This window comes from Mycobacterium shigaense (assembly GCF_002356315.1).
In the GTDB taxonomy this organism is placed as follows: domain Bacteria; phylum Actinomycetota; class Actinomycetes; order Mycobacteriales; family Mycobacteriaceae; genus Mycobacterium; species Mycobacterium shigaense.
The window spans coordinates 776,137-799,044 of sequence record NZ_AP018164.1 but is presented as its reverse complement, the minus strand read 5'-3'; the positions used below and the strand labels follow the sequence as shown (position 1 = coordinate 799,044).

General features: G+C 70.0%; 21 protein-coding genes and 4 pseudogenes. 17 read left to right on the top strand and 8 right to left on the bottom strand.

Annotated features, from left to right (window positions below; translation table 11 throughout):
• Positions 1 to 56 precede the first annotated feature (56 nt).
• Entirely contained in the window at positions 57 to 1,658 is a 1,602-nt protein-coding gene (gene fadD8, locus MSG_RS03825) for a fatty-acid--CoA ligase FadD8 (RefSeq protein ID WP_096437243.1), read from the top strand.
• 94 nt (positions 1,659 to 1,752) lie between these two features.
• Here the strand turns inward: fadD8 and MSG_RS03820 are convergent, their stop codons facing one another.
• Positions 1,753 to 2,301: a TetR/AcrR family transcriptional regulator gene (locus tag MSG_RS03820; RefSeq protein WP_096437241.1), complete on the bottom strand. Its 549-nt coding sequence runs from the start codon at positions 2,299 to 2,301 to the stop codon at positions 1,753 to 1,755.
• Positions 2,302 to 2,385: 84 nt separating this feature from the next.
• On the opposite strand from MSG_RS03820, the gene MSG_RS03815 reads away from it, so the two are divergent.
• From MSG_RS03815 to MSG_RS03765, 11 genes and pseudogenes are all read left to right on the top strand, one after another.
• The gene (locus MSG_RS03815; RefSeq protein WP_096437239.1) at positions 2,386 to 3,324 is read left to right on the top strand and encodes an aldo/keto reductase; all 939 of its coding nucleotides are present in this window, start codon (positions 2,386 to 2,388) and stop codon (positions 3,322 to 3,324) included.
• A gap of 76 nt (positions 3,325 to 3,400) precedes the next feature.
• A pseudogene (locus tag MSG_RS03810) lies at positions 3,401 to 3,601 on the top strand (deazaflavin-dependent nitroreductase); the annotation flags it as partial.
• Entirely contained in the window at positions 3,594 to 4,496 is a 903-nt protein-coding gene (locus tag MSG_RS03805) for a 1,4-dihydroxy-2-naphthoyl-CoA synthase (protein ID WP_096437237.1), read from the top strand. The pseudogene MSG_RS03810 and the gene MSG_RS03805, both read left to right, overlap by 8 nt.
• Positions 4,497 to 4,529: 33 nt before the next feature.
• Entirely contained in the window at positions 4,530 to 5,426 is an 897-nt protein-coding gene (locus MSG_RS03800; protein ID WP_096437235.1) for an SDR family oxidoreductase, read from the top strand.
• Between the two features lie 22 nt (positions 5,427 to 5,448).
• Positions 5,449 to 5,856 carry a VOC family protein gene (locus MSG_RS03795; protein ID WP_096437233.1) on the top strand — a complete coding sequence of 136 codons (408 nt, stop codon included), beginning with the start codon at positions 5,449 to 5,451 and terminating at the stop codon, positions 5,854 to 5,856.
• Between the two features lie 97 nt (positions 5,857 to 5,953).
• Entirely contained in the window at positions 5,954 to 7,165 is a 1,212-nt protein-coding gene (locus MSG_RS03790) for an inorganic phosphate transporter (RefSeq protein WP_096437231.1), read from the top strand.
• On the top strand, positions 7,162 to 7,461 hold the full coding sequence (locus MSG_RS03785) for a hypothetical protein (protein ID WP_096437229.1): 300 nt from the start codon (positions 7,162 to 7,164) through the stop codon (positions 7,459 to 7,461). Before MSG_RS03790 ends, MSG_RS03785 begins: the two co-directional genes overlap by 4 nt.
• A 53-nt stretch (positions 7,462 to 7,514) precedes the next feature.
• The gene (locus MSG_RS03780) at positions 7,515 to 7,853 is read left to right on the top strand and encodes a DUF3349 domain-containing protein (protein WP_096437227.1); all 339 of its coding nucleotides are present in this window, start codon (positions 7,515 to 7,517) and stop codon (positions 7,851 to 7,853) included.
• Positions 7,854 to 7,897: 44 nt separating this feature from the next.
• Positions 7,898 to 8,995: an o-succinylbenzoate--CoA ligase gene (menE, locus tag MSG_RS03775; protein ID WP_219845613.1), complete on the top strand. Its 1,098-nt coding sequence runs from the start codon at positions 7,898 to 7,900 to the stop codon at positions 8,993 to 8,995.
• 11 nt (positions 8,996 to 9,006) lie between these two features.
• Positions 9,007 to 10,359, top strand: a pseudogene (locus MSG_RS03770) (hypothetical protein).
• Positions 10,360 to 10,367: 8 nt separating this feature from the next.
• Complete coding sequence (locus MSG_RS03765; RefSeq protein ID WP_096437223.1) at positions 10,368 to 11,600, top strand: APC family permease; 1,233 nt, start codon at positions 10,368 to 10,370, stop codon at positions 11,598 to 11,600.
• An 11-nt stretch (positions 11,601 to 11,611) separates the two neighbouring features.
• Here MSG_RS03765 and MSG_RS03760 read toward each other — a convergent pair.
• The 3 genes and pseudogenes from MSG_RS03760 to MSG_RS03750 all read right to left on the bottom strand — a co-directional run.
• Positions 11,612 to 11,924, bottom strand: a pseudogene (locus tag MSG_RS03760) (glycosyltransferase); the annotation flags it as partial.
• 102 nt (positions 11,925 to 12,026) lie between these two features.
• A pseudogene (locus MSG_RS03755) lies at positions 12,027 to 12,434 on the bottom strand (glycosyltransferase family 2 protein); the annotation flags it as partial.
• 24 nt (positions 12,435 to 12,458) lie between these two features.
• Entirely contained in the window at positions 12,459 to 14,162 is a 1,704-nt protein-coding gene (locus tag MSG_RS03750) for a hypothetical protein (protein WP_096437219.1), read from the bottom strand.
• 288 nt (positions 14,163 to 14,450) lie between these two features.
• On the opposite strand from MSG_RS03750, the gene MSG_RS03745 reads away from it, so the two are divergent.
• Positions 14,451 to 16,103, top strand: a complete 1,653-nt coding sequence (locus tag MSG_RS03745; RefSeq protein ID WP_096437217.1) for a DUF7937 domain-containing protein — start codon at positions 14,451 to 14,453, stop codon at positions 16,101 to 16,103.
• A gap of 24 nt (positions 16,104 to 16,127) precedes the next feature.
• Here MSG_RS03745 and MSG_RS03740 read toward each other — a convergent pair whose 3' ends face one another.
• Both MSG_RS03740 and MSG_RS03735 read right to left on the bottom strand, forming a co-directional pair.
• Complete coding sequence (locus MSG_RS03740; RefSeq protein WP_096437215.1) at positions 16,128 to 17,147, bottom strand: NAD-dependent epimerase/dehydratase family protein; 1,020 nt, start codon at positions 17,145 to 17,147, stop codon at positions 16,128 to 16,130.
• Complete coding sequence (locus tag MSG_RS03735; RefSeq protein WP_232011153.1) at positions 17,144 to 17,920, bottom strand: S-methyl-5'-thioadenosine phosphorylase; 777 nt, start codon at positions 17,918 to 17,920, stop codon at positions 17,144 to 17,146. Before MSG_RS03735 ends, MSG_RS03740 begins: the two co-directional genes overlap by 4 nt.
• A 34-nt stretch (positions 17,921 to 17,954) precedes the next feature.
• On the opposite strand from MSG_RS03735, the gene MSG_RS03730 reads away from it, so the two are divergent.
• Positions 17,955 to 18,833, top strand: a complete 879-nt coding sequence (locus MSG_RS03730; protein ID WP_096437211.1) for a 1,4-dihydroxy-2-naphthoate polyprenyltransferase — start codon at positions 17,955 to 17,957, stop codon at positions 18,831 to 18,833.
• Between the two features lie 112 nt (positions 18,834 to 18,945).
• On the top strand, positions 18,946 to 19,953 hold the full coding sequence (gene fabH, locus MSG_RS03725) for a beta-ketoacyl-ACP synthase III (RefSeq protein WP_096437209.1): 1,008 nt from the start codon (positions 18,946 to 18,948) through the stop codon (positions 19,951 to 19,953).
• Here the strand turns inward: fabH and MSG_RS03720 are convergent.
• Positions 19,950 to 20,324, bottom strand: a complete 375-nt coding sequence (locus MSG_RS03720) for a DUF4229 domain-containing protein (protein ID WP_096437207.1) — start codon at positions 20,322 to 20,324, stop codon at positions 19,950 to 19,952. The genes fabH and MSG_RS03720 overlap by 4 nt on opposite strands.
• A 44-nt stretch (positions 20,325 to 20,368) precedes the next feature.
• Between MSG_RS03720 and MSG_RS25080 the strand changes: the two genes are divergently transcribed.
• Together MSG_RS25080 and MSG_RS03710 are read left to right on the top strand one after the other, a co-directional pair.
• Entirely contained in the window at positions 20,369 to 20,530 is a 162-nt protein-coding gene (locus MSG_RS25080; protein WP_096444029.1) for a hypothetical protein, read from the top strand.
• A 126-nt stretch (positions 20,531 to 20,656) separates the two neighbouring features.
• Positions 20,657 to 21,664 carry an IS481 family transposase gene (locus MSG_RS03710; protein WP_118915815.1) on the top strand — a complete coding sequence of 336 codons (1,008 nt, stop codon included), beginning with the start codon at positions 20,657 to 20,659 and terminating at the stop codon, positions 21,662 to 21,664.
• On the opposite strand, the gene MSG_RS03705 is transcribed toward MSG_RS03710, so the two are convergent.
• Positions 21,661 to 22,896, bottom strand: coding sequence for a MinD/ParA family ATP-binding protein (locus MSG_RS03705; protein WP_096444027.1), 1,236 nt, complete (start codon positions 22,894 to 22,896; stop codon positions 21,661 to 21,663). The two genes, MSG_RS03710 and MSG_RS03705, sit on opposite strands and share 4 nt — an antisense overlap.
• Positions 22,897 to 22,908: the final 12 nt, after the last annotated feature.

Here is a 22,908-nt window from a genome sequence, read left to right as displayed (position 1 = left end):
GGCCGCCTTTCTCGGGGGTGGCAGACAAGAATTGCAACACGTTCTAGTCTTGCCCCATGAGTGACGATCTGTTGCGCCATCCCATTCATTCTGGACACCTGACCGTCGGTGCGCTCAAGCGCAACAAGAACAAACCGGTGTTGCATCTCGGCGACACCACCCTGACCGGTGGTCAGCTCGCCGAGCGCATCAGCCAGTACATCCAGGCGTTCGAGGCGCTCGGTGCGGGCACCGGCGCCACCGTCGGGCTGCTGTCGCTGAACCGGCCCGAGGTGCTGATGATCATCGGCGCCGGCCAGACCCAGGGTTATCGGCGCGTGGCGCTGCACCCGCTGGGCTCCCTGGACGACCACGCCTACGTGCTGGGCGACGCCGGCGTGACGTCGCTGATCATCGACCCGAACCCGGCGTTCGTCGAGCGGGCGCAGGGCCTGCTCGAGAAGGTGCCCGGCCTCAAGCAGATCCTGACCATCGGCCCGGTTCCCGAGGAACTGGCCGATTCGGCGGTGGACCTGGTGGCCGAGGCCGCGAAGTATTCGCCGAAGCCGCTGGTGGCGGCCGACCTTCCGCCCGACCATATCGGCGGGATGGCCTACACCGGCGGCACCACCGGTAAGCCCAAAGGTGTGCTGGGTACCGCGCAGTCGATCACCACCATGACGACGATCCAGCTCGCCGAGTGGGAGTGGCCGGAAAACCCGCGCTTCCTGATGTGCACCCCGCTGTCGCATGCCGGGGCGGCGTTCTTCGTGCCGACCATCATCAAAGGCGGCGAGCTGGTGGTGCTGACCAAGTTCGACCCGGCCGAGGTGCTGCGGGTGATCGAGGAGCACAAGATCACCGCGACCATGCTGGTGCCGTCGATGATCTACGCGCTGATGGACCACCCGGATTCGCACACCCGCGACCTGTCCTCGCTGGAGACCGTCTACTACGGCGCCTCGGCGATGAACCCTGTGCGGCTGGCCGAGGCCATCCGCCGGTTCGGACCGATCTTCGCCCAGTACTACGGGCAGTCCGAGGCCCCGATGGTGATCTCGTATCTGGCCAAGGCCGACCACGACGAGAAGCGGCTCACCTCCTGCGGAAGGCCGACCCTGTTCGCGCGTACCGCGCTGCTGGACGCCGACGGCAACGAGGTGGCGCAGGGCGAGGTCGGCGAGATCTGCGTGTCGGGGCCGCTGCTGAGCGGCGGTTACTGGAATCTCCCGGAGGAGACGGCCAAGACCTTCAAAGACGGCTGGCTGCACACCGGTGACATGGCCCGCGAGGACGAGGACGGCTTCTGGTTCATCGTCGACCGGGTCAAGGACATGATCGTCACCGGCGGGTTCAACGTCTTCCCGCGCGAGGTCGAGGACGTCGTCGCCGAGCACCCGGCCGTCGCGCAGGTCTGCGTGATCGGCACGCCCGACGAGAAGTGGGGTGAGGCCGTGACCGCGGTGATCGTGCTGCGGCCTGACCACCCGTCCGACGAGGAGGCGGTGGCGAAGGTGACCGTCGAGATCCAGTCCGCGGTCAAGGAGCGCAAGGGCTCGGTGCAATCGCCCAAGCAGGTCGTCGTCGTCGAGTCGGTGCCGGTGACCGCGCTGGGCAAGCCGGACAAGAAAGCCGTGCGGGCACGGTTCTGGGAGGGCGCCGACCGCGCCGTCGGCTAGTTCTTCGCCTGGGGCCGAACGTGACGCTGCAGTCACGGTCGAGGCCCAGCGTGACTGTGCCGTCACGTTCGGGGAGGCTGAGGGAGTCTGAGCCCTAGGCTGCGATGCCGGCCACCAAGAGGTCGAGCATGCGGCCGGTCTGCTCCGGCGAACCGCTGGCCAGAAAGATTCCGATCAGGCTGCTGACCACGTCGTCGGCCAGGACGTCGGCGCGCAGGCTGCCATCGTCGGCGCCGGCGCGCAACAGCAGGCCGACGGCACCGGCGATGCTGTCGCGCGTCTGGCTGGGCGCAAGAGCGCCGGAGTCGAAGATCGCGTGCAGCGTCTCGGCCATCCCCTTCTTGGCGGCGACAAAGCTCGCGTAGCGATCCATCCAGCGCCGCAGGGCAATTCGGGAGGGATGCCTGTCCAGCAGCTGTTCCGCGGCCGCGGCCACTTCGGCGAGCTCGGTGCGGAAAATCGCCTCGACCAGCGCCTCGCGGCTCGGGAAATGCCGGTACAGCGTGCCGATCCCGACGCCGGCATCGCGCGCGATCGACTCCAGCGACACCGGGCGCCCCTCGGCACCGGCGAAGGCCGCCGTGGCGACCTCGAGGAGCTTCTCGCGATTCCGGCGCGCATCGGACCGGGTGCTGCCAGCCAAGCGGAGGATCCTCCGTTTCTGCTACGCTCGGTCAAGCGGAGGAACCTCCGCATCTCTCCAGTGTCTCACGGGATAGGGAACACCATGACGGACAAGCCACACCCCGGCGGCCTCGGCAACATCGGCATTCACCTGGTAGCCCGCGTCGGGTACGGCGCCATGCAACTGTTCGAGACCTCGCCCGACGACGCCATCGCGGTGCTGCGTCGCGCCGTCGAACTCGGTGTCAACCACATCGACACCGCGTCGTTCTACGGCCCCGGCGAGGTCAATCGCCGCATCCGCGCGGCGCTGGCGCCGTACCCCGACGACCTCGTCATCGTCAGCAAAGTCGGCGCGCGCCACACCGGCGAAGAACTGATTCCGCTGACCGCCGCGCAGCGGCCCGCCGAGCTGCGCGGCGCCGTCGAGGACGACCTGAGCCAACTCGGCCTGGACCGCGTCCCGGTGGTCAACTTGCGGCGGATGGATCTGGGTCCCGGCGTGGGCGCCGAGGGCGACCAGATCGTCGACCTGGACGACCAGCTGGCCGAGATGATCGCACTGCGCGACGAGGGCAAGATCGGCGCGATCGGGATCAGCAGCGTGCCGCTGGACGTGCTGCGGCGCGCACTGCCCGCCGGGATCGTGTGCGTGCAGAACGCCTACAGCCTGCTCGACCGCTCCCAGGAGGAGATGGTCGACGTCTGCGTGGCGGAGGGCATCGCGTGGGTGCCGTATTTCCCGCTGGGGTCGGCGTTCCCGGGGTTCCCCAAGGCGACCGACAACGCCGTCGTGGTGGACATCGCCGCCCAACTCGGCGTCACACCGGCGCAGGTCGGGCTGGCTTGGATCCTGGCGCACGCGCCGAACACCTTCCTGATCCCGGGCACCCGGTCGGTCGCGCACCTGCAGGAGAACCTCGGCGCGGCGGGCGTCACGCTCGGCGCCGACGCGATGGCCCGGCTGGACGCCGTCGCCACACCCGGGGCCGACCCCTGGGCGCACGGCGTCGAACCCTTCCTGGAGGCGCCGCAAACCTGACTACTGTGTCAGGCATGGGTACGCCCGACGGACTCAGGCACCGTGGACGGCAAACGGTAGCTGGTGGACGGATTTCCGGGTGCGGATGGTGGAGTTGCCCGCCGACGCGGCGCGTCCGATCCTGCGGGCCTTTCCGACCGAGATGCCGACCGGCATGGGCTTCATGAAACGCTCTGGGTTGTTAGAAGACGGGCGCCCCGACGAGTTCGAGGCGCTGGCCGGGGTGTGCCCGGTATTCCGCCCGGACCCGGTAGAGGAGTTCAACAGCCTTGAGTGACAACCCCTTTGATGCCCAGGTCTGGCGCGAGGTCGACGGCTTCGGCGATCTGACCGACATCACGTACCACCGGCACGTCGACGACGCGACCGTGCGCGTGGCGTTCGACCGGCCCGAGGTGCGCAACGCATTTCGGCCGCACACCGTCGACGAGCTCTACCGGGTGCTCGACCACGCCCGGATGTCGTCCGACGTCGGGGTGGTGCTGTTGACCGGCAACGGGCCGTCGCCGAAGGACGGCGGCTGGGCGTTCTGTTCCGGCGGCGATCAGCGCATCCGCGGGCGCTCGGGCTATCAATACGCCAGCGGAGACACCGCCGAGACGATCGACGCGGCCCGCGCAGGCAGGCTGCACATTCTCGAGGTGCAGCGGCTGATCCGGTTCATGCCCAAGGTGGTGATCTGCCTGGTCAACGGGTGGGCCGCCGGCGGCGGGCACAGCCTGCACGTGGTCTGCGACCTGACGCTGGCCAGCCGCGAGCATGCGCGGTTCAAACAGACCGACGCCGACGTGGGCAGCTTCGACGGGGGCTACGGCAGCGCGTACCTGGCTCGGCAGGTCGGCCAGAAGTTCGCCCGCGAGATCTTCTTCCTGGGCCGCCCCTACACCGCCGAGCAGATGCACCACATGGGTGCGGTCAACGCCGTCGTCGACCACGCCGAGCTGGAAACCGAGGCTATTCAGTGGGCGCGCGAGATCAACGCCAAATCGCCCCAGGCGCAACGGATGCTGAAGTTCGCGTTCAACCTGCTCGACGACGGGCTGGTGGGCCAGCAACTGTTCGCCGGCGAGGCCACCCGGCTGGCGTACATGACCGACGAGGCCGTCGAGGGCCGCGACGCTTTCCTGGAGAAGCGCAACCCCGACTGGAGCCCCTTCCCGCGGTATTTCTAGGGCGCTGGGTGAGCCCCCGCCTAGACTCCCGTCGTGAGTAAGAGTCCCCTGCGCCGGCTGACCGACCAGTTCGTATTGGCGACCATGCGACCCCCGATTGCGCCGCAGCTTCTGGTCAACCGCCCGGCGATCAAGCCCGTCGAACTCGCCGGCAAACGCATCCTGTTGACCGGGGCCTCGTCGGGCATCGGCGAGGCGGGGGCCGAGGAGTTCGCCCGTCAGGGCGCGACGGTGGTCGTCGTCGCCCGGCGCGCAGAACTCTTGGACGCGCTGGCCGAGCGGATCACCGTGGCCGGCGGTGACGTCATCGCGATCCCGTGCGACGTCTCGGACATGGACGCCGTCGACGCGTTGATCGCCGACGTCGAACAGCGCCTGGGCGGGGTCGACATCCTGATCAACAACGCCGGCCGGTCCATCCGGCGGCCGCTGGCCGAATCGCTCGAGCGATGGCACGACGTCGAGCGGACCATGGTGCTGAACTACTACGCGCCGCTGCGGCTGATCCGCGGCCTGGCGCCCGGCATGATCGAGCGCGGCGACGGCCACATCATCAATGTGTCGACGTGGGGGGTGCTGTCGGAGGCGTCGCCGCTGTTCGCGGTCTACAACGCGTCCAAGGCCGCGCTGTCGACGGTGAGCCGGGTCGTCGAAACGGAATGGGGCCACCAGGGCGTGCATTCGACCACGCTGTACTACCCGCTGGTGGCCACCCCGATGATCGCGCCGACCAAGGCCTACGCGGGCATGCCGGCGCTGACGTCGCAGGAGGCCGCCGAGTGGATGATCACCGCCGCCCGCACCCGCCCGGTGCGCATCGCGCCGCGGATGCGGGCGGCGGCCAAGGCGCTGGACACGTTCGGCCCCCGCTGGGTCAACGCCGTCATGCAACGCCAGACGCTGCAGCCCAACAACACCAGCGACGGCTGAGCCGAGTGGTAGACACGACAGCATGGAAATCCTGGCCAGCCGGATGCTGCTGCGACCCTCGGACTATCAGCGGTCGCTAGCCTTCTACCGCGACGAGCTCGGGCTGGCGATTTGGCGCGACTACGGTGCTGGCACAGTGTTTTTTGCGGGTCAGTCCCTGCTGGAGCTGGCCGGTTACGGCGAGCCCGATCCCGCGCAGGCGGCCTTCCCCGGCGCGCTGTGGTTGCAGGTCCGCGACATCGAGGCCACCCAGGCCGAACTGCAGGGCCGCGGAGTACAGATTGCCCGCGAAGCGCGCCGCGAGCCGTGGGGCTTGAACGAGATGCACGTGACGGATCCGGATGGCCTTACGCTGATCTTCGTCGAGGTGCCGCCGGAGCATCCATTGCGGCGCGACAGTCGAAATGAACAACAGGGAAAGGCCGGTTAACTGACAGGTAACATCTGGCGACGATTCCTAGCCAACCTGCGTTTCCGCTCCGTGTGCATTCGACAATGGATTGCTCCTACCACCAGAATCAGGGCCTGTGGACATACAACTGTTCCTCTTGATCATTGTCGTAGTCACGGCATTGGCTTTCGATTTCACCAACGGCTTCCATGACACCGCGAACGCGATGGCGACCTCTATCGCCAGTGGCGCGCTGAAGCCCAAAACGGCAGTAGCGCTCTCCGCCGCGCTCAACCTCGTCGGCGCCTTCCTGTCGACGACGGTCGCGGCGACGATCGCCAAGGGACTCATCGATTCCAGCGTAGTGACACTGGAACTCGTGTTCGCCGGCCTGGTCGGCGGCGTCGTCTGGAACCTGCTGACCTGGCTCCTCGGTATCCCCTCGAGCTCCTCGCACGCGTTGATCGGCGGCATCGTCGGCGCCACGATCGCGGCCGTGGGCGCGCACGGGGTGATCTGGAAGGGCGTGATGTCCAAGGCGATCATCCCGGCCATCGTGTCGGTGTTCCTGGCCATCGTGGTCGGGGCGGTCGCGACCTGGCTGGTCTTCCGGATCACCCGGGGCCTGCAAAAGGAACGCACCGAGGCCGGGTTCCGGCGCGGCCAGATCGGCTCCGCGTCGCTGGTCTCGCTGGCGCACGGCACCAACGACGCCCAGAAGACGATGGGCATCATCTTCCTGGCACTGATGTCCTACGGCTCCGTCAGCAAGAGCGCCGCGGTGCCGCCGCTGTGGGTGATCGTCGCCTGCGCGCTGGCCATGGCCACCGGTACCTACCTGGGCGGCTGGCGGATCATCCGCACCCTGGGCAAGGGCCTCGTCGAAATCTCGTCGCCGCAGGGGATGGCCGCCGAGTCGTCCTCGGCCGCAGTCATTCTGCTGTCGGCCCACTTCGGCTACGCGCTGTCGACCACCCAGGTCTGCACCGGTTCGGTGATGGGCAGCGGCCTGGGCAAGCCAGGCGGCGAGGTCCGCTGGGGCGTGGCCGGCCGGATGGCTGTCGCCTGGTTGGTGACGCTTCCGCTGGCCGGTCTGGTCGGAGCCGTCACCTACTGGATCGTCCACTACATCGGCGGCTACCCCGGCGCGATCGTCGGCTTCGGGCTGCTGGTCGCGGTGTCCGCCGTCATCTACCAGCGCTCGCGCAAGACCAAGGTCGACCACAACAACGTCAACGACGAATGGAAGGGCGACCTGACCGCCGGACTGGACGGCACGGAAGATCAGAAGACCTCCGGCGGCCCCAAGGTCGGCGACGACACGGTGAGCGCGGGGAGCCCCTCATGAGCCACTTCGGCGACTGGTTCAACTACGAAGCCACCCTGAAAATCCTGCTGTTCAGCATGCTGGCCGGCGCGTTCCTGCCCGGGCTGTTCGCCGTCGGCATCCGGCTGCAGGCGCTCGGTGCCGGAGGAGCCGGCGCCGACGGGACCACGGCGCGTCCCAACCCGGTGCTGTCCGGCCTGGCGTGGCTGATCTACGCGCTGGTTGTCGCGGTGATCGTCATCGGGGTGCTCTACATCGCCCGCGATTTCATCGCGCACCACACCGGCTATCCGTTCCTGGGAGCCAAGCTAAAGTAGCATTGAATCGTCGTCCACCCGAACTACCGAGCCCCCGGGCGGAGTTGATCTAAGTGAACCGATTCCTCACCTCGGTGGTCTCGTGGTTGCGGGCGGGATACCCCGACGGCATTCCGCCGACCGACTCGTTTGCGCTACTGGCATTGCTTGCCAATCGCCTGACCAACGATGAGGTCAAGCTGGTGGCCAACGAGCTGATCCTGCGCGGCGACTTCGACAAGATCGACATCGGAGTGCTGATCAGCAAGCTCACCGACGAGCTGCCGTCCGAGGCGGACATCGAGCGGGTACGGACCCGGCTGGCCGCGCAGGGCTGGCCGCTGGACGACCCGCACGACGACGAGCACAACGAACTCGACGGCGGCGGTCCGAACGGCGAGGCGCACACATAGCTGTTCTGCGTGCGCTGCCCGTCTCCCCCGGCTCGGCCAGCGCAGTGTTGCTGCCCGCCCTGGAGCGAGTCCTGGCCGGCCGCGATCCCGCCCTGGTCGCGGTGGGTCCGGGCGAACCACCGCCCGCGCTGCGCATCGGGGAACCCATCGACGACGACGTGGCCCTGGTGGTGACGACGTCGGGAACCACGGGCGCTCCCAAAGGGGCGCTGCTGACGGCCGCGGCGCTGACCGCCGGCGTGCGCGCCACCCACGATCGCCTCGGCGGCCCGGGCAGCTGGCTGCTGGCGCTGCCGCCCCACCACATCGCCGGCACCCAGGTGCTGGTGCGCAGCCTGGTCGCCGGCTCGACTCCGGTCGAACTCAACGTTTCCCACGGGTTTGACCCGGCCGAGCTCCCCGCCGCGGTGCGCGCGCTGGGCACCGGCCGCCGCTACACGTCGCTGGTCGCCGCCCAGCTGGCCAAGGCCCTCGCCGACCCGGCCGCCACCGCCGCCCTGGCCGAATTGGACGCCGTGCTGCTGGGCGGCGGCCCGGCGCCGCGACCGGTCCTGGACGCGGCGGCGGCCGCGGGCATCGCGGTGGTGCGCACCTACGGCATGAGTGAGACGGCGGGCGGCTGCGTCTACGACGGCGTCGCGCTGGACGGCGTCGCGCTGCGGGTGGTGGACGAGCGCATCGCGATCGGCGGCGCGACGCTGGCCAAGGGCTATCGCAACCCGGTCGATCCCGACCCGTTCGCCGAGCCCGGCTGGTTTCACACCGACGACCTGGGTTCGATCGACGACGCGGGGGTGCTGACCGTGCTCGGCCGCGCCGACGACGCGATCAGCTCGGGCGGGCTGACGGTCCTGCCGCAGCCGGTCGAGGCGGCGCTGGCCACCCATCCCGCCGTCGGCGACTGCGCGGTATTCGGTGTCGCCGACAACCGGCTGGGACAGCGCGTGGTGGCCGCGATCGTGGTGCGCGACGGGTGGACGGCCCCGACGCTCGAGGCGCTGCGCGCCCACCTGGGCCACACGCTGGACCCCACCGCGGCCCCCCGCGAGCTACACGTCGTCGACGCGCTGCCGCGACGCGGTATCGGCAAGCTGGACCGCACGACGCTGGCACGCCGGTTCGCCGCCGACGCGGATCAATAGGCTGGGCGCTCGTGAGAGTCGCTCGCCGCGAACTGGCCGCGGCCACCGGCGGACTGATCCTGGTGGCCGCCGCCGTGGTGCTGCCCGCGCTGAATTGGGGCGTCCGACCGCGGCTCGACATCGGACGAGAGCGGTTCGCCACCCACGCCGAGGCGGCGCCGTTGTTCGGCGCCTGGGAGATCTATGCCAGCTGGGGAACGGTGCCCGCGCTGTTGATCGCCGTGGCCGTGGTGGCAGGGGGACCTGTTGTGGCGCAACGCCTTTCATGGCGCGTGCTGACGCTGGTCAGCTGGGCGGTGGCCTGCGGGTGGGCGTTCGCCCTGGCGATGATCGACGGCTGGCAACGCGGCTTCGCCGGGCGGCTGACCACGCGGCACGAATACCTGTGGGAGGTGCCGGGCATCACCGACATCCCGGCGACGCTGCGCACGTTCACCGGCCGGATTCTCGACTTCCAGCCGAACTCGTGGGTGACACACGTCTCCGGGCATCCGCCGGGCGCGCTGCTGACGTTCGTGTGGCTGGGACCGGGTCGGGCTGCGCGGCGGTGCCTGAGCCGGCCTGCTGTGCCTGCTGGCCGGCTCCAGCGCCGCGGCGGCCGTGCTGATCGCCGTGCGGGCGCTGGCCGGCGAGCGGACCGCACGCCGGGCCGCGCCGTTCGTCGCGGTGGCGCCGACTGCCATCTGGGTGGCGGTCTCGGCGGACGGCTACTTCGCCGGGGTCGCGGCCTGGGGTCTCGCGCTGCTGGCCGTCGCCGTACACAGCCGACCCCGCTTCCCCGCGGCGACGGAGGCCGCGGCCGGCCTGTTGCTCGGCTGGGCGGTCTTCCTCAATTACGGCCTGGCGTTGCTGGGCCTCCCGGCATTGGCGGTACTGGTGTCCGCCCCGGGGTGGCGAGTGGCGCTGCGGGTCTTCGGACCGTGGTGCTGGCCGCGCTGGCCGTGGCGGTGAGTTTCGCCGCCGCCGGGTTTTCCTGGTTCGACGGTTATACCCTTGTGCAGCAGCGCTATTGGCAGGGCATCGCCAACGACCGGCCGTTCCAGTATTGGTGGTGGGCCAACCTGGCCTGCGTGGTGTGCGCGATCGGGCTGGGCAGCGTCGCCGGCCTCACCCGGCTGTTCGACCGCGCCGCGATCCGCCGCCGCAGCGGCTTCCACCTGGTGGCGCTGGCGATGCTGGCGGCCATCGCCTGCGCGGACCTGAGCATGCTGAGCAAGGCTGAGGTCGAACGGATCTGGCTGCCGTTCACCGTCTGGCTCACCGCGGCGCCGGCACTGCTCCCGGCATGGTCGCACCGAATCTGGCTGGCGCTCAACGCGGCCGGCGCGCTGCTGATCAACACCGTCATGGTGACGAACTGGTAGGTGGACCGATGACAGAGCAACCGGGATTGGCGCGTCGGCTCGACACCACCGACGCCGTCGTGATCGGGCTCGGGTCGATGATCGGCGCCGGGGTGTTCTCCGCGTTCGGCCCGGCCGCCCGCGCCGCCGGCGCAGGCCTGCTGATCGGGCTGGCGCTGGCCGCGGCGATCGCGTACTGCAACGCCACCGCGTCGGCCCAACTCGCCGCGGTGTATCCGACGTCGGGCGGAACGTACATCTACGGGCGCGAACGCCTGGGCCCGTGGTGGGGTTTCATCGCGGGCTGGGGCTTCGTGATCGGCAAGACCGCGTCGTGCGCGGCCATGGCGCTGACCGTGGCCGCCTACGCGGCCCCCGGGGCGGCGGCGTGGGCCCAGCGGGCCGTCGCGGTCGCCGCCGTGCTGCTGCTGACCACTCTGAACTATCGCGGCGTCACCAAGACCGCGATGTTGGCCCGAATCCTGTTGGTGTGCACGCTGATTGCGCTGACCGCGGTAGTAGTGGGCATCGCGGCGGGCAAGACCGAGCCGTTGCACGAATGGTTCACCGGTGGCGCCTACGGCGTGCTGCAGTCGGCCGGGCTGTTGTTTTTCGCGTTCGCCGGTTATGCCCGGATCGCGACGATGGGTGAAGAGGTGCGCGACCCGGCGCGCACCATCCCGCGGGCGATCACGCTCGCGCTGGCGGTCGCGGTGGCGATCTATCTGCTGGTCGCCGTTGCCGCGCTGGCCGCGGCGGGGCCGGACCGGCTGGCCCACGCCGCGGCGCCGCTGGCCGAGGCCGTCCGCGCCGCCGGCGTGCCGGCCCTGGTACCCGTGATCACCGTCGGGGCCGCGCTGGCCAGCATGGGCGCGCTGCTGGCGCTGGTCGCCGGGCTCGGGCGCACCACACTGGCGATGTCGCGTCATCGCGATCTGCCCGGCTGGCTGGCCGCCGTACATCCGCGCTATCACGTGCCGCACCGCGCGGAGATCACGCTGAGCGTCGTCGTCTGCGCCCTGGTGGCAACGGTCGACCTGCGCGGGGTGATCGGCTTCTCCTCGTTCGGGGTGCTGATCTACTACGCGATCGCCAATGCGGCCGCGTACACGCTGCGTCGCCGCCGCGTCCTCAACGCCTGCGGTTTGGTCGGGTGCTTGGTGCTGATGGCCACGCTGCCGTGGCAATCGGCCGTGGCTGGCCTGGGCATGTTCGCGGTCGGAATCGCCGGGCGCGCAGTGGTTTTGCGCCGTCGCGCCTGACCTCGACGCGGCTACAACCCGGTAGCGCGGATGATACGCGCGAAGCGGCTGTCCGGCCCGCAGGCGTCGCGCACCGCGACGACGTCGCCGGCGATGTCGAAGTCGGCCAGCGATGCCAATGCTCGACGTCGACACCGTTGTCGCGCGGCGCCTTTAGGGTGAGCTCGCCGGTGTCGGGATGAGACATCGGCACGGAGCGCAGGCACTCGGCCATCGCGGGTGTGCGCACGCGGCCCGCAGGTCGCCGGTGACCTGCGGGGTGTCCATCCCGATCTGCAGCACCAGGTATCCGCCGGCCGAATCGGCGTGGGCGTTGGCGAGCCGGGTCTTGGCCCGTCCGGGTTCGGGTCCCCGCTGGCTTCAGCGAGACAAAGAACGTCAACTCACTCAAGAGCGTCGAGGTTGCCCGCGGTTCTCGCATCCGGTCCGGGTGCGCAGCCGCCAGCTCACCACCACGGTGCCCACCCGGGCGACCCACGGCCAGTGCAGGCCGGGCACCGGCCGGCGGCGGCCCACCACCAGATCGACGCCCTCCTGCAACGCGGCCACCAGCCGCGGCAACTGGGCGGGATCCATCGAACCGTCGGCGTCGATGACCGCCACGATCGGGGTCGTCGCGCCGACCACGCCCGCGTGCACCGCCGAGCCATATCCGGGCCGCGGCTCGGTGACCACGTCCGCGCCGAGCCGCCGGGCCACCGCGGCGGTGTCGTCGGTGCTGTCGTTGTCGACTACCAGCGCCTGATAGCCGGCCGGGATGGCCGCGAGTACCGCCGGCAACGACTCCGCCTCGTTCAGGCAGGGCAGCACCACGGTGACGGGATCGTCGGGCACGCCTTCGACCCTAGAGCGCGGCGGTCAGGATCCGCTGTGCGAGCGGGGCTGTTGCGGGATGACCGGCTTGGGAGTGACCGGCGCCGACGTGTGCGGCGCGGTCATCGTCGGCTGCACCGACTGCGTCGGCACCTGCGTCTTCGGCGCGACCGTCGTCGGCACCGTGCTGGGGGCCGTCGTGGGGGCGACGGTCGTGGTCGGGTTGAGCGGCGTGTACTGCGTCGTCGTCGGGGCGACGGTGGTAGTCGGTGTCGACGACGTCGTCGGCGTCGACGAGGTCGTCGACGTGGTGGACGTCGTGGACGTCGTGGACGTCGTGGACGTCGTGGACGTGGTGGACGTCGTGGACGTGGTGGACGTGGTGGAGGTCGTCGGCGTCGTCGGGTTGGTGGAGCTCGTGGGCGACGTCGTCGTCGTTGTCGTCCACGTCGGCGGCGTGTACGGCGGCCAGTACGGCGGCGGCTGCGGCCGCCAACCCGGGAACGGGATGATGATCGGGATCGGGATCGGCACAGCGGGGTTCGGGTTGGGCACAAAGCCGGGGGCACCCGGCGTGCCCGGCGTGCCCGGCACGATCGGGGCCGGGCCCACGGCGGGCGCCCGTGGGGCGACGATCGTGCCGCCCTGGTATCCGGCGTTGGGCGCCTCGAGCGGGGGCGGCGGCACCGGCGCCTGCTGCTGGGTCGGCAGCAGTGGCATGAACTTGCCCGGAGCGGCGTTCTGGTGTCCGATCACCGGTTCGGTGCTCGCGGTCGGCCGGACGGCGACCACGACCGCGACGGCCAGCGAGGCGACGCCGATGACCGCGAACGCGATGACGGCGTTGCCGACCAGCAACGACCGTCGGCTCAGCTTCAGCGGGCCGGTTTCGGCCTCGGACTCGTAGTAGTCGTCGAACTCGTCGAGATCACCCGGCGGCAGGCCGGAGTCGTCCTCGGCCATCGAATAGGCCAGCTGCGCGTCGGCGGCCTGCGCCTCGGCTGGCACGATCGTCGTCGCGTCGGGATCCAGCCCCGCGGCCGGCGCCATCGCCGTCTCGTCGCCGGTGAGCGCGACGGCCGGTGCCATGGCCGTGCCGTCCGGGGCAGGCGGCGCGGCCGCGAGCGCGGCGCCGCGGGCCAGGGCGAACGTGGGGTCCTCGGGAATCCGCACGCGCATCGTCGACGACTCGCGCAGTTGCTCGGCGACCCGGTCGAGATCACCGGATGCGCCGACCAGCAGCACATCCCGCGGGCCGCCTGACTGGTCGCCGAGCCGGGCCAGTACCGTGTCCAGCGCGCCCGTCGCGTCGTCCGTCACCGGTCCCTGGGCCAGCAGCGTCGGCGGCGCATCGTCGTCCGCGGCGGCGGGATCCACCAGCGACAGCGAGGCCGTCGCGTCGTCGAACAGCAGCGCGCTGCCCGGCCGCCCGGCCGCCCGCATCAGAGCCCGAACGGCCTGCGACTCCGACAGCACCGCGACGTTGTGGACCCCGGAATCTTCCAGCGCCCGGCGCAGCTGATCGGCTTGGGGATGGTCGGTCCAACACACCCGGGTGCCGACCAGCCGGTGATTCTCGCCGGCCAGCAGCCGATCGGTGCCGACGACTGTCTCCCGAAGTTGCTCAATCGGGTTGTTAGCCAGGTCGACGACGGACTGATCAATTACACCCGTGGCGTCGGCGCCCGTTCCGACAAGGGCCAAGCGCGCGACGGGGCCGGTGACCGCAACCCCCAAAACGACGTCCATCCCGGCTCTCCTTCGGCTGGCCACCCAGACCAGCATGTTCCGGCATCACTAGACTGCGATACCGTCGGACTACCAAATCAACGTTCGCCTACGAGCGCAGCGTAACCGGGTTTCCAAACCGCGGCGCGAAGCCGTGTCCGCGGAGCCGGACGTTGTTAGCCACTGACGCGTCGCCCGAACGGAGATTATGTTTCCAAGTAAGCAACGCAGTCGCGGCGGCGGGGGGTTCCCTCGCCACACACGCGAAATTGCTCCGCCCTTAACCGTCCTCGATACCCGAGGGGAACAATGAGCCAGAGCAGCGACGACGCGCCGACCGGCCCGATCACCGGCGACCACGCACAGCAGACTGCTACGACTGACACAGACCGCGCCCACCCGCCGGCGGGGGCGGCCGCGGCCGTCCAGGCGCCCCGACGGGCGGCCGTCGTGATCGCCCTGACGGCAGCCGCCCTGCTTGTCGTCGCCCCGTTGCTGCCCTGGAACCTGTATTTCGGCATCGGCATCCCCGACAGCAGCATGGCCCTGTTCTGGGTGCTGCTCGGCGTGACGGCGCTCTCCCTGATCTCCGTCGCGCTGGGCGCGTCCCGGCGACCCGCCGGCGGGATTCGATTCTGGCTCCAAGTCCCCTACCTGCTGCTGGTCCTCGCCTTCGTGGGCTTCGACGCATTCGAGACCGTCCGATTCGGCGGCACCGTCACCGTGCCCGGCGGCGTGGGGCCGGGGGCCTGGGTGGGCGTGGCCGGGGCGCTGCTGGGCGCGCAACCCTCGCTCGCCGGCCCGGACGAAGCCGGGTTCCAGCGGTGGGTGCGATCGGCCCGGATCATCGGCTACGCGTCGATCCTGGGCGCGCTGGCCAGCTTCGGTTTCAACCTGTACTGGCGGGTGCGCTACGCCGTGCACAACCCGGACGGCTCGAGTGGGTTCGGCCAGCAGAACATCGCGGTCATCGCCACCGCGGTGGTCTACGGCGTCGTCGCGTTGATCGCCGTGGTCGTCGCGTCACGGTGGCTGCTGCGCAGTTCCCAGGGTTCTCGGCTGGAAACCGTCGCGCTGGGGTCCTCCGCGCTGCTCGCCGGGATCGTCGTGTGGACCCTGCCCGTCGGCCGCGACATCGACGCGTTCCACGGCATCGCGCAGAACACCTCGACGGCCGGGGTGGGCTTCGAGGGCTACCTGGCGTGGGCGGCGGCCGCGGCGATCTTCGCGCCGCGCGCCCTGTCCCGCCAGCGCCACCCGTCGACGACCGAGGAGAACGCGTGGCGCACAGCGGCCCGAAATGGCTTGCTGCTCATCGCCGTTTGGTGTCTGGGGTCGGTGGCGATGCGGATCAACGACCTCGTGGTCGCGATCACGCTGGATTACCCGTTCTCGCGGTACGACACCCTGGTGCTGGCCGGCTTCGACCTGGTGACCGCGGTGCTGGCGATCTGGCTGCGCCGCAACCTGGTCAGGGAGACACTGTCGGCGCGATTGACCTCGTCGCTGTGCGGGCTGGTCGCGACGCTGAGCATCGCCCGCATCGTGATCGGTGTCGCGCTGGCTCCGCGTTTCGCTCAACCGCCCACCGGCGTCGCCGAAAACCCGGTCTACGGAAACGATCTGGCGCAGCAGATCACTAGCCTGTTCGACGTCACGCTGAGCGTGCTGGGCCTGTGCATCCTGGCGGCGGCGATCGTCACCGGACACTTCAGCGGTCGCCGGCTGCGCCGCCAACGACGCCGCGCCGCCGGCCGGCCCACGGCCGCCGCGGCACCGCGGGCGGCCCAGGAGACCACCCGCATCCCGGTGGGCACCGCGCCGCCGTCGGCCGCGGCCACCACCCGGATCCCGACCGACCCGCACCCGGCCCACTCGCCGCGGATCTTCCGCGGCGACGACTCGGCCACCAGTCAGATTCCCGTGCCCAAGCCGCATATCTACCGGCCCCCGAACGCTTGACGTAAACCGTAGACGCGCACGGGTTTAGCGCAGCGGCGCAAACGCGAACTCACGCAGGCCCGCACGCGGGTCGACCGCCGCGCGGAAATCGAGCACGTCGGCGGCGCGGGTGGGGTCGGCGACGATGTGGCGCACGTCCCCGCTGCGGTACTGTCCGGTGACCATCGGGGACGCCGAACTGTCGCGCGCCTCGCACAGGGCGGTCGCCACCTCCAGAATGGAGATGGGCCGTCCGGAGCAAACGTTGACCGCGGTGAAGCCGACCCGTTCACCAGTCGCGGCGAGGTTGGCCGCGGCCAAGTCGTCGACGTGGACAAAGTCGCGCATTTGGCCGCCGTCCTCGAAAACCCTTGGCGGCTGACCTTTTTCCAGCGCTGACCGGAAGATCGCCGCAACCCCGGAGTAGGGAGTGTCGCGCGGCATGCCGGGGCCGTAGACGTTGTGGTAGCGCAGCGCCACCACCGAGCCGCCGGTGGACTCCGACCAGGCCAGCGCGTAGTGCTCCTGGGCGGTCTTGCTGGCCGCGTACAGGCTGCGCGGCCGCAGGGCGGCGTCCTCGTCGACCAGCTGCCAGGCGACCGGCAAATCGCAAGCGGGACAGCGGTGCTCGAAGAGTCCCGCGTCGAGGTCGGCCCGCCGGCGCGGCAGCGGGGCGACCGAACCGTGCTCGGGACACGCGTAGCGGCCCTGCCCGTACACCACCATCGACGACGCCAGGACCAGCCGCCGCACGCCCGCGGCGAACATCTGCGCCAGCAGCACCGTGGTGGCGAGATCGTTGTGGCCGCCGTAGGCGGGCGCGTCGACCCCGGCGCCGACCATCGCGGCCTGGTGGCACACCAGGTCGACCCCGTGCAGCAGCGGCGCCAGCGCCTCACCGTCGCGGACGTCGACCCGGTGGCATCCGTTGGGCAACACAGAGCTTGGACCGTGTGCGGCGGCCAGCAACACATCGACGCCGATCACCTCGTGGCCTGCCGCCCGCAGCGCCGTGTCCACCCGCGCACCGATGAAACCGGCCGCGCCGGTGAGCAGCACCCTCATGGCAGGTCGAACGGCAGCGTGACGCCGGTGTGCGCCTGGCAATGCGTGCAGTCGTGCTCGGCGGCGACCCGCCCGATCGCCGCGCGCACCAGCGCCTTGAACGACGTCATGTTCTTTTCGAACTGCGCGAACACGTCGATGGCCTTCACGCCGTCGCCGGCCGCGATCCCGGCATCCAGATCGGTTACCAAAGCGATTGCTGCATAGCATATTTCGAGTTCCCTGGCCAGCACAGCCTCGGGATACCCGGTCATGTTGACCAGCGTGAACCCGGCCGAGGCGAACCACTGACTCTCGGCCCGGGTGGAAAACCGCGGCCCCTGAATCACCACCATCGTGGCGCCGTCGACCACGTCGGGCAGGCCGGTGACCGCGCCGCGCAGCTCCGGGCAATACGGGTCGGCGAAGTCGACGTGGATAGCCCCGGAGTCGAAGTAGGTGTCGGCACGGCCGGTGGTGCGATCCACCAGCTGGTCGGGCACCACCACCGCGCCCGGGCCGTAGCGCGGATCCAGGCTGCCGACCGCGCACGGCGCCAGCACCCGGCGCACCCCGAGCTTGCGCAGCGCCCACATGTTGGCCCGGTACGGCACCGTGTGTGCCGAGAATTCGTGGCCGGCGCCGTGCCGCGGCAGGAACGCGACCTCGTGCTCGCCGATGGTGCCGACCGTGACCGCGGCACTGGGCTCGCCGTACGGGGTGTCCACGGTGACGCTGCGGACGCCGGAATCGAAAAAGGTATAGAAGCCGCTGCCGCCGATCACTCCGAGCATCCGCCCATTGTTGTGCATAGGGCAGGATGGCCTGGTGGCGAGTGTTGGGCAGTGGATCTCGGGTGCGCGGCCGCGGACGCTGCCCAACGCGGTAGCCCCGGTCATCGCGGGCACTGGCGCCGCGGCCTGGCTGGGATCGGCCGTGTGGTGGAAGGCCCTGCTGGCGCTGGCGGTGGCGCTCGCGCTGATCGTCGGCGTCAACTACGCCAACGACTACTCCGACGGCATCCGCGGCACCGACGACGACCGCGCCGGCCCGATGCGGCTGGTGGGCTCGCGGCTGGCGACCCCGCGATCGGTGCTGACCGCCGCGGTGACCAGCCTGGCGGTGGGCGCGGCCGCCGGCCTGGCGCTGGCGCTGGCCAGCGCGCCGTGGCTGATCGCGGTCGGCGCCGCCTGCATCGCCGGGGCGTGGCTGTACACCGGCGGGTCGAAACCCTACGGCTACGCGGGTTTTGGCGAGGTCGCGGTGTTCGTGTTCTTCGGCCTGGTCGCGGTGCTCGGCACGCAGTACACCCAGGCGCTGCGGATCGACTGGGTGGGCGCGGCACTGGCCGTCTCGATCGGGGCGCTGTCGTCGGCGGTGCTGGTGGCCAACAACCTTCGCGACATCCCCACCGACGCACTGTCCGGCAAGATCACCCTCGCGGTCCGCCTGGGCGACGCCCGCACCCGCATGCTCTACCAATTGCTGTTGGCGACAGCGGGGGTGCTGACCCTGGTGCTGATGCTTGCCACGCCGTGGTGCGCGGTCGGGCTGGTGACCACCCCGCTGGCGTTACGCGCCGCCCGGCCCGTGCGCTCCGGGGGCGGCGGACCCCAGCTGATTCCGGTGCTGCGCGACACCGGGCTGGCCATGCTGGTGTGGGCGATCGCGGTGGGCGCGGCGCTGGCGCTGGCACACTCGGGATAGCCCGGCACCAAGCACCGACCACCACCACGGGTCGACGAATCCGGTGACAATGGGGGATTGACTTCGGGGGCCCTTTCGCCGCTAGCTGGAGAAACACCGAGCGAGGAGTGCAATGAAGCAGATCGCCATCACCAGCGGGCCCAAGAACATCGGATTGCTCAGCGTCGGCGCCTACCGCCCCGAGCGGGTGGTCACCAATGACGAGATCTGCGAAAACATCGACTCGTCCGACGAATGGATCCACTCCAGAACCGGCATCAAGACGCGCCGATTCGCCGCCCGCGCGGAATCCGCCGCGTCGATGGCGATCGAGGCCGGCCGCGAGGCGATCGCCAACGCCGAGCTGACGGCGGCAGACATCGACGGCGTCATCGTCGCCACCAGCACGCACTTCCTGCAGACGCCGCCGTGCGCCCCGGAAGTCGCCGCGGGGCTGGGCGCGTCGGGCATCGCCGCGTTCGACATCGGGGCGGGGTGCGCCGGCTTCGGGTACGCGCTGGGCGTCGCGGCCGACATGATCCGGGGTGGCAGCGCCACCAAGATGCTGGTGGTCGGCACGGAGAAGCTGTCCCCCACGATCGACATGACCGACCGCAGCAACTGTTTCATCTTCGCCGACGGCGCCGCCGCCGTCGTGGTCGCCGAGACGCCCGAGCAGGGCATCGGGCCGACGGTGGCGGGCAGCGACGGCGACCAGGTGCAAGCCATCCGCCAGGACATCGACTGGATCGACTACATGGACGAGCCCACCGGGCCCCGCCCGTTTCTTCGGCTCGAAGGCAGCGCGGTGTTCCGTTGGGCGGCCTTCGAGATGGGCAAGGTCGGGCGGCAGGCGATGGACGCCGCGGGGGTGCGGCCCGACGAGATCGACGTGTTCCTCCCACATCAGGCCAACTCCCGAATCAACGAGGTGCTGGCCAAGAATCTGGGCTTGCGCCCCGACGCGGTCGTCGCCAACGACATCGAGCACACCGGCAACACGTCCGCTGCCTCGATCCCGCTGGCGATGGCCGAACTGCTGGGCACCGGCACAGCCAAGGGCGGCGATCTGGCGCTGCTGATCGGGTACGGCGCGGGCCTGAGCTACGCCGCTCAGGTCGTGCGGATGCCGAACGGCTAAGCGCGCGACGGCTCGTCGGGTTCGGCTTCGGGTTCGTCGTCCGGCGGTGTCTCGCCGCGCAGCCGGGCCTGCAGTTGTTCGCGCTCGGCGCGGCGGCGTTCGCCGACGACGGCGAGGCTGGCCGTGGCACGGCGCCGCAGCGGGCCGAACAGCCAGATCCCCAGGGGCATCGCGATGATCAGCCCGAACAGGGCCGCGATGCCGAGCGGGAATTGGCTGACCCCGAGCAGCCGCGCCGCCAGGTAGATCGCCCCGGTGAGCGCGGCCGCCAACAGCAACCGCGCGGCCGCATACCACCCCACGTCGAGCAGCGCCCGATTGCCGCGGCTGGCCTGATCCTCAGTGCTGTTGTCGCTCGGCCCTTCTGACACAGGTCGAGCCTACGGCGCGCGTATATTCGTCGGAGGAGGTGTTGATGGTCTACCTGCTGATCGTCCTGGTTCTGGGGACGCTCGTCTACATCGGCTGGCGCGCTGCGCGGTCACAGTCACATCGCGCGAAGAGTCGCGTCATCGGACCCGATGACGACCCAGACTTCCTGCGACGGTTAGGCCGCGGCGACAACAACCCCCGCTAGTCCGCGGCTAGCTGTGATGTCCAGGGAGGTTGTTTCTCCCGTTATCGGTGAGTCTGTGTGACAGGGAAGGCCTCCGGTTGTGAAGTGGAGCTGTCTAGGAACCGCTTCATCAACCAGGAGGCCTTCGTGTCCCACGCTAACGCTGCACTGACCCCGCGCGCTCGATTGAGGCTCGCCAGACTCGTCGTCGAGTCCGGTTGGACCTACGCGGCGGCGGCGAAGATGTTCATGGTCGCCCCGCGAACCGCCAAGAAGTGGGCCGATCGGTTCCGCGCCGAGGGGCCCGCCGGGATGGCCGACCGCAGCTCACGTCCGCACGTCAGCCCCACCAGGACCGCACCGGCGCTGATGCGCCGGATCGTGGATCTGCGATGGCGCAAGCGGCTCGGGCCGGTGCAGATCGGCGGGCGCTTGGGGGTGCCGGCCTCCACTGTGCACGCGGTACTGACCCGGTGCCGCATCAACCGGCTATCCCACATCGACCGCGTCACCGGCGAACCGCTGCGCCGCTACGAACATCCCCATCCCGGCGCGTTGATCCACGTCGACGTCACCAAGTTCGCCAACATCCCCGACGGTGGCGGTCACAGATTCCTGAGTCGAGAACAAAGCAAACGCAACGCCATCGCCACCGGCCACCGCACCGGGGAACGCGGTGGCATCTCGACGAATTACCGCCCGAAGATCGGAATCGCGTTCGTACACACCGTGATCGACGATCACTCTCGGATGGCTTACGCCGAGATCTGTACCGATGAGAAGGCCGCGACGGCCGTCGCCGTGCTGCAGCGCGCAGTCGCGTGGTTCGCCGAGTGCGGGGTCGTCGTCGAACGAGTGCTCTCAGACAACGGATCGGCCTACCGATCCTTCGCGTGGCGTGACGCCTGTGCCGAGTTGCGCGTCACTCCGAAGCGGACCCGCCCGTACCGGCCGCAAACCAACGGAAAGATCGAGAGATTCCATCGCACCATGGCCGACGGTTGGGCCTACGCCCGTCACTACCAGTCCACTAAAGAACGCGACACCGCTTTAGCGGGCTGGCTGCACTTCTACAATTTCCATCGAGCCCACTCCGCCATCGCAGGCAAGCCACCAGTCACCAGACTGACCAACCTCCCTGGACATCACAACTAGCCCACGCCTAAGTTCGGCTGGTCGCCCGGAAATCCTTCGGCCACAACGGCGGCCAGCTCGGTGAACGCCTCGCGGGTGTTCCGGCGCAGCTGCTCCAGCGAAATCTCGGCGCCCTGGTCGAGATGGGGGTCGTAGGGGATCAACCGCACCGCGCGGCAGCGCCGCGAGAAGTGATCGATGACCTTGGTCATGTCGACCTTGCCGGTCCGCGGCCGCACCGCGTTGATGACCGCGATCGAGTTGCGCACCAACGCCTCGTGGCCGTGCGCGTCCAGCCAGTCCAACGTCGCCGAGGCCGCACGGGCGCCGTCGATGGAGCCCGACGCGACCACAGTCAGCACGTCGGCGTTCTCCAGCACCGACGACATCGCCGAGTGCAGCAGGCCGGGACCGCAATCGGTGAGCACCAGGCCGTAGAACCGCTCGACGATCTCGAGGGTGCGGGTGTAGTCGTCGGCGCTGAACGCCTCCGAGATGGCCGGGTCGGTTTCCGAGGCCAGCACCTCCAGCCCGGCCGGGCCCTTCGAGGTGTAGCGGCGCACGTCGCTGTAGCGCTCGATGGTTCCGGCGTCGCGCAGCAGCTGCCGCACGGTCGACGTAGTCTCCAGCGGGATTTTTTGGCTGAGCGTGCCGCGGTCGGGGTTGGCGTCGACGGCCACCACCCGGTCGCCGCGGATGGCGGCGAAGGTGGATCCCAACGTCGCGGCGATCGTGGTCTTACCGACGCCCCCCTTCAGCGAGAGCAGCGCCACGCGGTAACTCCCCCGCAGCGGCCGGTTGACCTGGGCCACCAGGTTGTTGTGCCGCGCAGCGCGCGGGCTCTCGCCGAGGTTGATCAGCCGGCCGGAGAGCACGTAGAGCCATCGGCGCCAGCCCTCCGACGGCGGCGGCTTGATCGGGCGCAGCAGCATGCCGGTAGACAGCTCCGGGTACGGCGTGTGCGGCAGATACTCCGGGCGGTAGGGCGGAGTCGGGGCTTGGCGCGGCGGCGCCTCGGCCGGCCCGTTGTAGTAGGCGCCGTACGCCGTCGGGTCGACGCGGGGAATCCCGGTGACCGGGGTGGCGTCCCACGATGGCATTCCGGCGGCCGGCCGCACGTCCGTCGGGGGCGCGGACTCCCGCTGCTCGGGCGCCGGGACCCGGCGCTCGGTGCGAAATCCCGCGAAGGCGCGCGTCGGCGCATCCTCGCGTGCTTCGGCGGACTGCTGAGGCCGCTCCTGCGGAGCAGACATCTCGGTCGTCGG

What these genes read in the sequence shown, in the direction of transcription:
- fadD8 (WP_096437243.1), top strand. Translation starts at nt 57, where the DNA reads ATGAGTGACGATCTGTTGCGCCATCCCATTCATTCTGGACACCTGACC.
- MSG_RS03815 (WP_096437239.1), top strand. Translation starts at nt 2,386, where the DNA reads ATGACGGACAAGCCACACCCCGGCGGCCTCGGCAACATCGGCATTCAC.
- MSG_RS03795 (WP_096437233.1), top strand. Translation starts at nt 5,449, where the DNA reads ATGGAAATCCTGGCCAGCCGGATGCTGCTGCGACCCTCGGACTATCAG.
- MSG_RS03785 (WP_096437229.1), top strand. Translation starts at nt 7,162, where the DNA reads ATGAGCCACTTCGGCGACTGGTTCAACTACGAAGCCACCCTGAAAATC.
- MSG_RS03765 (WP_096437223.1), top strand. Translation starts at nt 10,368, where the DNA reads ATGACAGAGCAACCGGGATTGGCGCGTCGGCTCGACACCACCGACGCC.
- MSG_RS03750 (WP_096437219.1), bottom strand. Translation starts at nt 14,162, where the DNA reads ATGGACGTCGTTTTGGGGGTTGCGGTCACCGGCCCCGTCGCGCGCTTG.
- MSG_RS03745 (WP_096437217.1), top strand. Translation starts at nt 14,451, where the DNA reads ATGAGCCAGAGCAGCGACGACGCGCCGACCGGCCCGATCACCGGCGAC.
- MSG_RS03740 (WP_096437215.1), bottom strand. Translation starts at nt 17,147, where the DNA reads ATGAGGGTGCTGCTCACCGGCGCGGCCGGTTTCATCGGTGCGCGGGTG.
- MSG_RS03735 (WP_232011153.1), bottom strand. Translation starts at nt 17,920, where the DNA reads ATGCTCGGAGTGATCGGCGGCAGCGGCTTCTATACCTTTTTCGATTCC.
- fabH (WP_096437209.1), top strand. Translation starts at nt 18,946, where the DNA reads ATGAAGCAGATCGCCATCACCAGCGGGCCCAAGAACATCGGATTGCTC.
- MSG_RS25080 (WP_096444029.1), top strand. Translation starts at nt 20,369, where the DNA reads ATGGTCTACCTGCTGATCGTCCTGGTTCTGGGGACGCTCGTCTACATC.
- MSG_RS03705 (WP_096444027.1), bottom strand. Translation starts at nt 22,896, where the DNA reads ATGTCTGCTCCGCAGGAGCGGCCTCAGCAGTCCGCCGAAGCACGCGAG.